The sequence below is a fragment of the Lautropia dentalis genome (assembly GCF_003892345.1).
Classification (GTDB): Bacteria; Pseudomonadota; Gammaproteobacteria; order Burkholderiales; family Burkholderiaceae_E; genus Lautropia; species Lautropia dentalis.
Map to the genome: position 1 here is coordinate 1,461,553 of NZ_RRUE01000001.1, position 12,632 is coordinate 1,474,184.

Below are 12,632 nucleotides of genomic sequence, written 5' to 3' on the forward strand. Positions count from 1 at the left end.
TATTCTATCTTTCCTTCGGTATCATGCGCCCCATGCTGGATTTTTCCGTACTTCCCTCCTGGCTGGCCGGGGTGCTGCGTGTCTGCATGGACTGGCTGCTGGCACCGGTGCACGCCGGGCCGCCCGACGACGTGAACCAGGCCGATTTCTGGCACGGCGTGCTGATGGCCGTGGGTGGTGGTGTGCTGGTGCCGGTGTCGGTGCTGGCCGCACGCTACTGGAAGATCGTGCCCGGGCAGGACTGGCCGCGGGTGATCAATCACCGGGGCTGGCAGATCGTGCACCACGCAGGTGGTGCGCTGGCACTGCTGTGTCTGGTGACCGGGGTGACGCTGGTGTTCCAGGGCATGTCGCTGGCCAGTCACCTCAACCATCCGCATGCCTGGGCAGGCTGGGGCGTGATGACCCTCGTGCTGTTGCTGGTGCTGAACACGGCGCTGCGGGGCAGCATCGGCGGCCCGGGGCGGCGGCAGGCGCGCACACTGGTGCATCTGCACGATGTGCCGGGTGACTTCTACGACATGACACTGCGGCGCCGCATTTTCGAGTGGGGGCACCGGCTGCTGGGCTGGGGGCTGGTGTTTGCGCTGCTGGGCACGGTGCTGACCGGCTACTGGCACGTGAACGTGAACCGGTGGGTGCTGCTGCTCACCGCGCTGTGGTGGCTACTGCTGGCCGTGCTGGCGCTGCGCTGGGAGCGGCAGGGCCGGGCGGTGGATGGCTATCAGGCCCGCTGGGGGCCGAGCATGGGCCACCCGGGCAACCGCATCCCGCTGCTGGGCGGCTGGCACCGGCGCTATTCGGAAGAGGAATACACCCGGCTGCCGTGGGGGGGCGGGCTGATTCGCCAGCGCCGCAAGCGTACGGCACGCCAGCGGCGGGCGGCCCGGCTGCAGGCGGCGGCCGACCGGCGCGCGCAGGCGGCGGCGCAGGCGCTGGAGGAGGCACGGCAGGTGCCCCTGTCCGATACGGTGGTGGCGGCCGATGGCGTGGTGATGGCTGCGCAGGAGGGCTCGGCCGAGTGGGCGGAGCTGTCGTCCTGGCCCGAGACCATCACCATCCTGGAGGTGACCGACGGGGCCGTGGTGACCCGCGGGCTGAAGGTGCTGTCGGGCGATGAAGGTGATGCAGCGCGTGGCGGTGTTTCGGCCGGGGATCTGCCTGCGGGCGGGCGGCGTGCCGGTGCGGGGCGCCGTCGCCGGACCCGGCTGCACAAGGCATCCGTGCGCCGCGAGGGCGGGCGCCGGCCGCCGTCCACGTCCGGGGGCCGGTAGAATGCCGGCATGGCTGATCTACTTGCCCATCTCAATCCACAGCAACGGGCCGCTGTCACCGTCCCTGGCGGACATGCACTGATTCTGGCGGGAGCCGGCAGCGGCAAGACCCGCGTGCTCACCACCCGCATCGCATGGCTGGTCGGGTCCGGACAGTGCTCGCCGTCCGGGATCATGGCCGTGACCTTTACCAACAAGGCTGCGCGCGAGATGATGGCGCGTCTGGGGGCGATGCTGATGAGTGCCAACCCCCGGGCCATGTGGGTGGGTACCTTCCATGGTCTGTGCAACCGGCTGCTGCGGGCGCATCACCGCGATGCGGGGCTGCCGGCCAGCTTCCAGATCATGGACGGTTCGGACCAGCTGGGGGCCATCAAGCGGCTGCTGCGCGGGCTGAACGTGGATGACCAGAAGTTCCAGCCCAAGGCGGTGCAGCACTTCATCAACGGCAGCAAGGAGGCGGGGCTGCGTGCGGCCGATGTGCCCACCGGTGACGCGCACAGCCGCCGGCTGGTGGAGCTGTACGCGGCCTACGATGAACAGTGCCAGCGTGAGGGGGTGGTGGATTTTGCAGAGCTGCTGCTGCGTGCCTACGAGCTGCTCAAACGCAACCAGCCGTTGCGTCAGCACTATCAGCAGCGCTTCCGGCACATCCTGATCGACGAGTTCCAGGACACCAACGACCTGCAGTACCGCTGGCTGACGCTGCTGGCGGCCGGCGGGGCGTCGCTGTTTGCGGTGGGCGACGACGACCAGTCGATCTACGCCTTCCGTGGTGCCAACGTGGGCAACATGGCGGCCTTCGAACGCGACTATGCCGGCCCGCAGCTGATCCGTCTGGAGCAGAACTACCGCTCGCACGCGCACATCCTGGATTCGGCCAACCATCTGATCCGCCAGAACACCGGCCGGCTGGGCAAGGACCTGTGGACGGATGCCGGCGAGGGCGAGCCGGTGCGGGTGTTTGCCGGTTTTTCGGACCGTGACGAGGGCAACTGGATTCTGGACGAGATCCGCGCGCTGGTGGCCGACGGCATGGAACGTTCGGAAATCGCCATCCTGTACCGCGCCAATGCCCAGTCGCGCATTCTGGAGCACACGCTGTTCTCGGCCGGGGTGCCATACCAGGTGTATGGGGGCCTGCGCTTCTTCGAGCGGGCCGAGATCAAGCATGCGCTGGCCTACCTGCGGCTGATCGAGAACCCCGACGACGACGGCGCCTTCCTGCGGGTCGTGAACTTCCCGGCGCGCGGCATCGGCGCCCGCACGCTCGAGAGCCTGCAGGACACGGCGCGCACGCATGGTATCAGCCTGTACCGTGCCGTGCCGATGACGAGCGGCGCGGGCGGCACGCGGCTTTTGCAGTTCGTCAGGCTCATCGAGCTGATGCGCCAGAACAGCGCCCGCCTACCGCTGTCGGAGAGCATCGACGACGTGATCGGCCGCAGCGGCCTCATGGCTCACTACGAGCAGGAGCGCGAGGGCCAGGAGCGCATCGAGAACCTGAAGGAGCTGGTCAACGCGGCGCTGGCCTTCCAGGCCGAAGGCGGCATTGATGCCGCCACGCCGGCCAGCGCGGGCCTGGCGGGCACGACACAGCCGGCCGCAGATGGCGCCGTGCTGCCTGCCGATGCAGCGCCCGTGGTGCAGGTCTCGCCGCTGGCGGCCTTCCTGGCTCATGCCTCGCTGGAATCCGGCGATGGCCAGGCCGAGGAGGGCGTGGATGCAGTGCAGCTGATGACCGTCCACGCGGCCAAGGGCCTGGAATTCGAGACGGTGTTCGTCACCGGGCTGGAGGAAGGGCTCTTCCCGCACGAGAACTCGGCTTCCGATCCCGGCGGGCTGGAAGAGGAGCGCCGGCTGATGTACGTGGCGATGACCCGTGCACGTCGGCGTCTGTACCTGTCACTGGCCCAGACCCGGATGCTGCACGGCCAGACCCGCTACAACATGCAGTCCCGCTTCCTGTCCGAGCTGCCCGAGCGTTCGCTGAAATGGCTGAGCGAAATGCCCTCGGCCAGTGCCCAGGGCAGCCTGGGCCTGGGGGCGGAACGCGGCAGCCGGGGCTACTACGGAGGTGGCGGCTACGGCGGAGGTGGCTACGGCAGTGGCGGTGGCAACGGGGGCGGCAACTGGCGCCCGCGTCTGGACAGTGCCGTGCACGAGCGCAACCGCCAGTCCGGCTGGGTGCGCCCGGCCGATCCGAGCATCCCGGCCAGTGGCGACGCCAGCGGCAAGGCCCGCGCCGGGCGCGACAGCCGCTACCACATCGGCCAGTCGCTGCGTCATGCGCGCTTTGGTGAAGGCGTGGTCACGGGCATCGAAGGCAATGGCGACGATGCCCGCATCCAGATCCGCTTCAAGGCGCCGCACGGCATCAAATGGCTCGCGCTGGCCGTGGCCAAGCTGGAGCCGGTCTGATGACGTGTGCGGCCTGCGGTGTTCAGAGCAGGCCGGTGGTGCCCGGGTGCTGTTCCAGCACGCTGTCCAGCAGGGCGGTGCTGCTCATGGAAAGGGGCATCATGCCCGGGGGCTGCGCCTGAGCCCCCGGCAGCGTCACGCCGTCCGTGGCCGGGTGTGCCACACCCACAAGCTCGGGCGACGCGTCCGTTGTCTCCCGCTCGTGGTGAGGGAGGGGCAGCGATTTCTTGTCCGGGGTTTTCCAAGAAGGTTCCAGTTCCATCGAGTACGGTCCCGGATCGACCATCCGGTCGTTGGCGTTGTAGGGGGTGAGAAAAATTTCCCCACCCTCGTTCGACGCATGGTTCCAGTACACCTTGTCGAAGTCCTCGGCCCTGATGATGTCGCCCACTTTCAGCTGGGTGCCGCCATCTTCACCCAGGACCAGGGCATCAAGAATGCCATTGGTGTCGTTGCTTTCGGTGATGTTGGTCACCTTGACGTAGGCAGGGTGCTCTTCCACCGGGTCGAAGTACCCGGCAGCGATGTGGAACAGCGGCCTGGCCTCGTTGATGCTGACGGTCTGCTCGATGGCGCCCGGCAGGGCAGTACCCTGGGCATCCTGCACCGGGATGAACTTGAACGAGCCGCCTTCGTTCTTCGAGGCGTCCCAGACCACCTTGTCGAAATCGGCGCGGGAAACCACGCTGCCGGTCGTGAGGGCCTCGCCGTCCTGCAGGCTCATCGTGTTGGCAGTGGCTTCGCCTTCCTTGCCCTGGATGGCCGTGATGCGCACGAAAGATGGTGCGGTTGCACTGTCCGTTCCGTTGAAGATTTCAGCGCCGACCGCCTTGCTCTGGTTATACGTATAGGCCACGGATACGTCGGCCTCGTAGGTGGGCAGTGCAGGGGCCTCGTGAATGGTGACGGTCTGCTCGACCGCACCCGGCAGGGCGGTACCCTGCGCATCCTGTACCGGAATGAACTTGAACGAGCCGCCTTCGTTTTTCGAGGCGTCCCAGACTACCTTGTCGAAGTCAGCGCGGGAGATGATCTGATGGGGGACGATCGCGTTGCCGCCCTGCAGGCTCATCGTGCCGGCGGTGGCGTCGCCCTCCTTGCCCTGGATGGACGTGATGCGCACGAAGGCCGGTGCCGTCTCTTCGTTGGAGCCGCTGAAGATGGCTGCACCCAGAACCTTGCTCTCGCTGTGTGCGTAAGAGACCGATGTGTTCCCGGCATAGGTGGGCAGGGGCTTGGCCTGCGGCGGCGTGTCGTCGTGACCCCCCTCGGTGGGTCTAGGGGTATCCGTGCCGGACGTGACAGGTTTGGCAGGTTCAGTGGGTGCAGCAGGCGCAGCGGATGTGCCTGCCGTGCCATCGTTCGTCGGCTGGGAAGGAGCCGCCGGCGTGATTCCGGTCGCCAGCAAAGCTGCGTTCGCGGATGGAGTGGTCGTCGTCCCGAGTTGGGGAGCGTCCGTTCCGGCCGTGTTGCTGTCCTTGTTTCCATCTTCCCGGCTGCCATCGTCGCGTCCGGTGGACAGGCGGTTGCGCGCCGAGAGGTTGTACATCCGGTCGCCATCGTTCAGGTTGGCGCCGGCAGCCAGAGCGAAGGCGCCAAGGATGCCGGGGCCGAGCAGCGTCGAACCGGCTGCGGCCGTCATGCCGACAGCGCCGGCCGTGCCTGCAGCCACGCCAGCCGTGCCCGCAGTCGCGCTGGCCGTACCTGCGGCTGTGCTGGCCGTACCTGCAGCGGTACTGGCTGTGCCCCCAGCAGCACTGGCCTCGGCCGAGGCGCCGACAGAGGCTGCTGCGCCGTGGGTGGCCGACGATGCAGCGCCAGCCGCCTGTGCAGCGCCGTCTGCGGTGGTTGCGGCATCGGCGCCGGACGGCAGCCAGAAAGCCGCCTTGTCCTGGTCATCGTCCTCCTGGGCTTCGGGTGTCGATGCGGCCGCAAGTTTCAGGTTTCCCTGGGCCTCACCAGAAGGAACACGTGCCATGGTGTCACGATAAGCGGCACGGGCATGCTTCAGGACATCGTGCCGCAGGATGTCGTGAGGGGAGAGGGTATTGCCAGACTGGCTGCCGGTTCGCGTCATCATCGATCGATCTCAAGAGAAAGCGCAAAGAGCGGCCGAACGCAGGGGATGCGCCAGGCCGTATTCTTCGTTGATCTCGATACTGACGATTTGTTCTCGAATTAAAAGCAGATGATGAACGACTGGAAGCCGTGACGGGACGGATGGCGCCTGTTGTGGAGGCTGGGTGAATTTCAGGAGGCTCAATACGACAATGGTGCCGGGGACGTATCCCTCGGCACCATCGTCATCTCTCACGGCAGGGTGTCGTCCTGCGTCAGATGATGCTGTGGTTCATCTGCTGGTCCAGCAGATTGTCCAGCGTGCTCTGACCGTTCACCGAGAAGTGAGAGGAACCGTGGAAGGCTGACGCTGCGTCCGTGAAGGACTCGGGGTGCAGGGCGGCCGAGTGACCAGCGATGTCATCGCCGTCTTCGTCGTCGGTCTCTTCACCACCGGGCTCTTCAGGAGGCAATTTCCCGGTTCGGGTCTTGGCAACATCCTCCAGGACCAGGTTTTGATTTTTCTCATCGGTTAGATCTTTTCCTGAAGCATCCACTCCGACAAGCGTGAATCGTCCGCCGTTGTTGGACGAATAGTCCCAGTACACCTTGTCGAAATCCTCGGGCCGGATCAGGTCACCCAACTTGAGCGTCGTGCGCTCGCCGCCGTCCAGCTTGAACATGCCGTCCAGTGTGCCGTTGGTGTCCTGGTGTTCCGTGAGACTGTGGATCCTGTAGTACGAGAATCTATCTTCACCCTCGTACGCCTCCCGGAAAGGCTCACTCTGGAAATGGTGCACGTAGTTGAATCCGATGGAGACGGTCTGTTCGGTGGCCCCTGGCATCTCCGTGCCCTCGCTGTCCATCACCGGAATGAACTTGAAAGAGCCGCCCGGCGCTTTCAGCGCATCCAGGAACACGCTCTCGAACTGCTCCTTGCTGATCACCTGGTCTGTGGTGATGGCTTCGCCCCCTTTGCCCAGGGTCATGGCATCGGAGACCTCATGGCCTTCCTTGTCCACAACCGCCGTGATCTTCACGAAGGAAGGTGCGTGCGCCGGGTTGGTGCCGTTGAAGATGGTCGCGCCGACAGGCTTGTTGTTGGCGTGGATGGCTTGCTGGACCGACTGGTTCGGGGCGTAGTCCGGCGGGGTGGGCGACGGCGTCGTGACCGGCGGATTGGTCTGAGATGCCGAGTCCTCGCCGTTCTTGCCATGCTCGCCGTCTTCTCCCTTGGTGCCGTCACCCTCGGTTCCGTCACCTTTGGAGTCGTCACCGTCGTGCTTGCCATCGTCCTCGGCGGCGTCATCCTCGCTGCCGTCGCTGGTTTGCTTGCCGTCGCCGTGGTCGCCGTCGCTTCCGGTCTCGCTGGTTCCGGGTTGGGCACCGCCAGTCTGGGCGCCGCCGGTTTGGGTTCCACCCGTTTGCGTGGTGTCACCCGTACCCGGGTTGCCCGTGGCAGGGTTGCCCGTGTCCGAGCCGCCGCCCGCGTTCTGGGGAGGTGTCTGGCTGGCGTCGCCTTGGCCACTGGCATTCTGAGCAGGGGGCTGGCCGCCGCTCTGGCTGCCCTGCGTCGGGTTGGTCGTCTGCTCGCTGCTGCCTTGGCTCCCCGGAGTCTGAGGAGGCGTCTGGCTTTCGCTACCCTGGCCACCTGCATTCTGAGAAGGCGCCTGGCCGTTGCTGGCCTGGCTACTCTGTCCTTCGCTGGGGGTGGAACCACCTTTATCGGAGCCGCTTCCTTTATTGCGGTCCGAACCGGAGGTCGAGTCGGAGCCGCCGGCCGAGCCGGAGCCCGAAGCAGAACCCGAGGTCGAGTCAGAGCCCGAGCCCGTCACGGGCTTGTTCTCCGAGCCTGAACCCTCTGCGCCCGGTTTGCCGCCTGCGGGCGTGGTGCCGTCACCGCTGCTGGCGCTTTGGTTGGACGTTTCGCCCGTACCGGAAGGCGAACCCGTGTTCTGGGTGGTACCGTCACCCTTGTCGTTTCCGGACTGCTGGCCGGTCGTGTTGTTCGGATCCGTACCGTTATTTGCCGTGCCGGTGCCTGCGTTGGCGCCCGTGTTGGCACCGTTACCCGTGCTGGAACCCGTGCCAGAGCCTGCACCTGTCTGGGAACCTGCCTCATGGCCAGTGTTTCCGCCTTCACCGGAAGAGGTGCCCGGGTTGCTGCCGGGGGCAGGGGGTTCGGGGGTCTTGATGACGACAGTCTGCTCGACAGTATTCGGTGCAGCGGTGCCCTGGGCATCCTGCACGGGAACGAAGCTGAAGGAGCCGTCGCTCTTGGAGGCATTCCAGAAGATCCGCTCGAAATCGTCGCGGGAGATGACCTGGCCGACGACGATCTCCTCACCGTTCTCCAGGGTCATCAGGCCGTGGGCACCGCCAGAGTTCTTGCCGCGGATGGCGGTGATGCGGATGAACGCCGGAGTTTCATTGGTGTTGTTGCTATTGAAGACGTTAGCGCCGATGGCCTTGTTCTCGTTGGCGCCATAGTTAAGAGAGCGGGTATTGGCCGGATCGGCAGCGCCAGCGCCCCCTACATTGCCGGAGCCACCCGCGCCTGCACCCGAGCCCGAAGCAGAGCCGGAGCCGGATCCTGCAGCTGCACCGGCATCGGCGCCCGAACTTGCGCCTGCACCGCTGCCCGTTTGTTCGTTGCCACGGTTTCCTTGTGCGTTACCGTCAGCAGCTGATCCTTGCTGCCGCCCAGCGCCGGAGGCGAGGAGGGTCGATGCAGACGAACCCGAGGAACTGCCACCACCACCCAGAGCGGCAGCAAGGGCCACGGTACCCAGGACGGCACCTGCCGTCAGCAGGGTGCCTGAGGCCATACCAGCAGCCCCCACACCCGCGGCACCTGCACCAGCAGCTCCTACGCCTGCAGCGCCTGCACCGGCAGCACCAGCACCGGCAGCACCAGCACCGGCAAAACCAGCGCCAGCAACGCCTGCACCGGCCGCGCTTGCACCGGTGGTCCCGGCGCCAGCAGCGGTGACAGACGATGCGCCTGCCGCAGCTTCGGCTGCTGCGCCCGTCATGGAAGATCCGCCGGTGACGGATGCCGTGCCGCCCAGGGCATCGGTGGCTGCAGCCGCTTCATCGCCGGTGGGCAGCCATGCCGCATCGTCGTCGTCGTCTTCGTTGCGCTCATGGCGCCGGGCAATCTCGGCCACACCGGCGGCAGCCAGCTGCTTGCTGTCGGCAGCCTCGTCGCCCGTCAGTGCCAGCATGCTGTGGGCATGGTGCTTGGCCGCTGTCGGGTGTGCCTGTGCCGACGTGGTGCGCGTCGGCACGGGTTGGGTCATGTCGGTCGATTGCTTGGTCATCGGGGCGGTCTTTCAGGAAAGGAAGTCCGTTGACCGGCGCGATGGCGATATCGGGCATCGTGCCGGAGTTATCTGCACGCTGCATGATGTGTGTCTTCAAGAATCGGCGGTAGAGGCTATCGGCCGATTGGTCGAGGGGGCAGGATGGGTGGCTGCGCGCTCGGGCAGGCTGTCTGAATAGGCAGCACAGGACGCCTGTGGTCAGCCCGGCAGGACGCCGCTGGCTGTTCTGCAGGCGGTGTGAGGGCGAGGGAATGGGGGCGTTCAGCCCTGGTCGGAATCGTCCTGCAGCCGTGGGGCCCTGCCGTCATGCCCGGCCACTTCCACGGTGTCCAGGTAGCAGGCCCACAGGGCACAGGCGATGACGGCGAACACCACCGGCAGGACCAGCAGGAAGATGGGCGAGGCAAAGGGCAGGGTCGGGGCGCCGCTGAGCAGTTGCGTCACCAGGGCCACGCCGATCATGAAGACCAGCAGGCAGAGGGCGTGGCAGACAAAAGCCAGGGCGTTGCGCCCGACGGCCACGGCCGAGAACACCACCGACTTGAGCAGCGGCAGCCCGTGCAGGCCGGCAAAGATGGGCGCATACCACAGCAGCAGGTAGCAGGGCACGGTGATGACTGCCATCGTCATCATCGACTGGAACACCGGCATGATGAGGTTGCTCATGGCTTCGGCGTCGGGGACCTTGTTGGCCGGCATCTGGCTCAGCGTGTCGAACATGGCCGCCACGGCATCCTGATAGCCCGACAGCCAGGCCGCACCCGTGTCGATGGCCAGACTGAGCAGGCCCAGCTGGGCCACGGCCAGCAGCGCCCGGCGGTTGCCCTGCGCCCAGCCGAAGAAGACGCGGGCGTTGAAGATTTGCGTGAAGGCGCGGGAGCCGGGGGCCGGTGCACCCTGGGGCGTGGCCGTGCTCTGTGCAGCCACGGGCGTGCCGCTTCCGGGCGGAGCCAGCTGCCGCAGGATGGCAAGGTAGCCCACCAGCAGCACGGGCACCACCAGCTTGGCCAGCACCAGACCGACGATGCCCAGGATACCGAACAGGTTGCTGGCCGTGATCAGCATCAGCATGAGCAGCAGCAGTGGCAGGGGGGCCCGCCCCAGCAGGCCGAAGCCGCGCTTGAGCCAGTACCAGCCATGGCTGGCGGGCACGCGGTGGACCTGGATGCCGCTGGATGTCGTCTGTCCGGCCATGTCAGTGCAGCTCTCCCGAAAGCGTGCGGCGATCGTTCAGGATCCGCTCGAAGTGGGTGGGATCCTTGGGCTGCAGCATGGCAGCTTCGCGGGGTAGCAGCAGGTCGTAGAGGCGCGACAGCCAGAAACGCAGGGCAGCGGCCCGCAGCGCCATGGTCCAGCCACGCTTCTCGGCGGGATCGAAGGCGCGCACGCTGCGGTAGCCGTCCAGCAGGGCGTCGGTGCGGGCCGGATCGAGTGTCACGTCGTTGGGGGCCAGGCACCAGTCGTTGCAGACCACGGCCAGATCGAACAGCCAGGTGTCGTGGCAGGCGAAGTAGAAGTCGATGACACTGGGCTCGGACGGACTGGTGAACAGCACGTTGTCACGGAAGATGTCGGCGTGCACGGCCGAGGCAGGAAGGTTCTTCCAGTCGGGCGTGTCCATCCAGGCCTGCTGGGCCGCCAGTTCGTCCGCGGCTAGCGTGCGCAGGGCAGGTTCCAGCCGGGGGCGCAGCTCTTCCAGCGCGATGGGCCACCACTCGGGCCCCTTCACGTTGGCGGGGGCCGGGCCAAAGTCGGCCGCAGCCAGGTGCATGCGGGCCAGCAGGGCGCCCATGGCGCGGCAGTGTTCGGGGGTGGTGTCGACCACGGCCTTGCCGCTCAGTCGCGTGACCAGGGTGGCCGGCTTGCCGTTGAGCGGGCTGAAAAGGCGGCCTTCGCGGTCGGCCAGCGGGGCCGGACAGGGAATGCCGCGCTGTGCCAGGTGCTGCATCAGCTCCAGATGGAAGGGCAGGCGCTCGACGGGCAGGCGCTCGACCAGGGTGAGCACCCAGCGGCCGCGCGTGGTGTCGACGAAGTAGTTGGTGTTTTCGATACCGGAGGCGATGGGTTCGGCCTGCTGCAGCTCGCCTGCATCATGGTGGGCCAGCCAGTCCTTGAGCTGCTGATCGGAAACGACGGTGAAAACGGCCATGGGGCGATCCGGTAGGGGACTGCCGTCCGGGGTGCCGGGCGCGGGTGCCGCAGGGGCAACACCGGCCGCCGGCAGGGCGCGGACAGGCAGCGGTTCGGGGAATTCGGGCAAGATGCGCCGATTCTAACTGCCTGCCGGGACTGCAGGTAACGGGCCAGTATCGGGTCGCGCCCGGAACTTTCAGGGGGAGCCTGCCGCGGATTCGTGCGAGGACGGGGGGGTGACGGGCCATGGGCAGCAGGTGCGCCGGCAGGGAAGGGGCATCCTATCAGTGCGCGGTGTGAAACCGTGCCAGGGCTGCAGTCTGCCGACGGCTGACCCATCGGCACGGGGCAGCGTGAGCACGTCAGAGCTGCAGGTTCAGCTGCCGCTCGTCGCTGGTGGCATAGAAGCCACGCTGCTGGTAGAAGTCGAAGATCTCGTTGACCACGGCATCCGGGTCGTCGATGACGCGGATCAGCTCCATGTCGGCGGCCGACACGGTGCCCTGGGCGACCAGCACGTCGTTCATCCAGGCGAGCAGGCCTTTCCAGAAGGCCGAACCCACCAGAATGACGGGGATGCGCCGGCCGACCTTCGTCTGGATCAGCGTCAGCACCTCCATCAGCTCGTCCAGCGTGCCCCAGCCGCCGGGGACGGCCACGAAGGCGGCCGCGTACTTGGCAAAGGCCACCTTGCGCGGGAAGAAGTGCCGGAAATGCAGTGACACGTTCTGGTAGGGGTTGTCGTGCTGCTCCATGGGCAGCTGCATGTTCAGCCCCACCGACGGGGAGGCGCCGGCATGGGCGCCCTTGTTGGCCGCTTCCATCAGGCCGGGACCGCCACCGGAGATGACCGCAAAACCGGCGTCCGACAGCTTGCGGGCCAGCACCTCGGTCTCGTGGTACCAGGGGTGGTCCCGGGGGATGCGGGCGCTGCCGAAGATGGAGACGGCCGGGCGGATGTCGGCCAGCGCCTCGGTGGCCTCGACGAACTCTGCGATAATGCCCAGCACGTGCCAGGACTCGCGGGCCTTGATGGCCGTGGCGCGTTCGCTGGGCATCATGGCGCTGAGCTTGGGGGTCTTGGGGCGGGTCTTGAGGTTGTTGACCATGGGGTCGGGTAGGGTGTCCGTATACGGTGTGAATGGGGCGCCACGTCCGGGCCGGCGCAGGCCGGTGATGGCTGAAGGCAGCAGGCTCGGCCCGGTGGCAGGAACGGCCCGGGGCCGGAGCCCCGCGGGCAGCGCAATGGCCCAAAGCGTATCAAACTTCGGTGCCCGGGCCCCGTTTGACCCTGCATGCCCTCGCCGGACCGTCCGGGCAGTTCCCGTGTAGTCCGCGGTTCGGTGACATTCCGTCGTACCGTTCCCGCCGCTGCGTCCAGGTGGCATCCGTCTGCCCCGGCCGGGGTTGTCCGTCCCTT

8 protein-coding genes are annotated in these 12,632 nt (G+C 66.9%); 2 read left to right on the forward strand and 6 right to left on the reverse strand.

Annotation, left to right across the window (positions count from 1 at the left end):
* The first annotated feature begins 32 nt into the window (after positions 1–32).
* A complete protein-coding gene (locus EHV23_RS15200) occupies positions 33–1,274 on the forward strand; it encodes a cytochrome b family protein (protein ID WP_158615849.1) in 1,242 nt (413 codons plus the stop codon).
* Positions 1,275–1,283: 9 nt separating this feature from the next.
* Complete coding sequence (locus EHV23_RS05620) at positions 1,284–3,695, forward strand: UvrD-helicase domain-containing protein (protein WP_125095064.1); 2,412 nt, start codon at positions 1,284–1,286, stop codon at positions 3,693–3,695.
* A gap of 22 nt (positions 3,696–3,717) precedes the next feature.
* Here the strand turns inward: EHV23_RS05620 and EHV23_RS05625 are convergent, their stop codons facing one another.
* The 6 genes from EHV23_RS05625 to EHV23_RS05655 form a co-directional block, all read right to left on the reverse strand.
* On the reverse strand, positions 3,718–5,775 hold the full coding sequence (locus EHV23_RS05625) for a hypothetical protein (protein WP_125095065.1): 2,058 nt from the start codon (positions 5,773–5,775) through the stop codon (positions 3,718–3,720).
* A gap of 9 nt (positions 5,776–5,784) precedes the next feature.
* On the reverse strand, positions 5,785–6,009 hold the full coding sequence (locus tag EHV23_RS05630; protein WP_125095066.1) for a hypothetical protein: 225 nt from the start codon (positions 6,007–6,009) through the stop codon (positions 5,785–5,787).
* Between the two features lie 19 nt (positions 6,010–6,028).
* Positions 6,029–9,076, reverse strand: coding sequence for a hypothetical protein (locus EHV23_RS05635; protein ID WP_158615850.1), 3,048 nt, complete (start codon positions 9,074–9,076; stop codon positions 6,029–6,031).
* A 264-nt stretch (positions 9,077–9,340) separates the two neighbouring features.
* Entirely contained in the window at positions 9,341–10,273 is a 933-nt protein-coding gene (locus EHV23_RS05645) for a hypothetical protein (protein ID WP_125095069.1), read from the reverse strand.
* Position 10,274: 1 nt separating this feature from the next.
* Entirely contained in the window at positions 10,275–11,228 is a 954-nt protein-coding gene (locus EHV23_RS05650) for a homoserine kinase (RefSeq protein ID WP_125095070.1), read from the reverse strand.
* A gap of 346 nt (positions 11,229–11,574) precedes the next feature.
* Positions 11,575–12,321, reverse strand: coding sequence for an LOG family protein (locus EHV23_RS05655; RefSeq protein WP_125095071.1), 747 nt, complete (start codon positions 12,319–12,321; stop codon positions 11,575–11,577).
* Positions 12,322–12,632 lie beyond the last annotated feature (311 nt).

Excerpts from the sequence above, each read along its gene's own strand:
- EHV23_RS15200 (WP_158615849.1), top strand. The coding sequence starts at position 33 with ATGCTGGATTTTTCCGTACTTCCCTCCTGGCTGGCCGGGGTGCTGCGT.
- EHV23_RS05620 (WP_125095064.1), top strand. The coding sequence starts at position 1,284 with ATGGCTGATCTACTTGCCCATCTCAATCCACAGCAACGGGCCGCTGTC.
- EHV23_RS05625 (WP_125095065.1), bottom strand. The coding sequence starts at position 5,775 with ATGATGACGCGAACCGGCAGCCAGTCTGGCAATACCCTCTCCCCTCAC.
- EHV23_RS05635 (WP_158615850.1), bottom strand. The coding sequence starts at position 9,076 with ATGACCAAGCAATCGACCGACATGACCCAACCCGTGCCGACGCGCACC.
- EHV23_RS05645 (WP_125095069.1), bottom strand. The coding sequence starts at position 10,273 with ATGGCCGGACAGACGACATCCAGCGGCATCCAGGTCCACCGCGTGCCC.
- EHV23_RS05650 (WP_125095070.1), bottom strand. The coding sequence starts at position 11,228 with ATGGCCGTTTTCACCGTCGTTTCCGATCAGCAGCTCAAGGACTGGCTG.
- EHV23_RS05655 (WP_125095071.1), bottom strand. The coding sequence starts at position 12,321 with ATGGTCAACAACCTCAAGACCCGCCCCAAGACCCCCAAGCTCAGCGCC.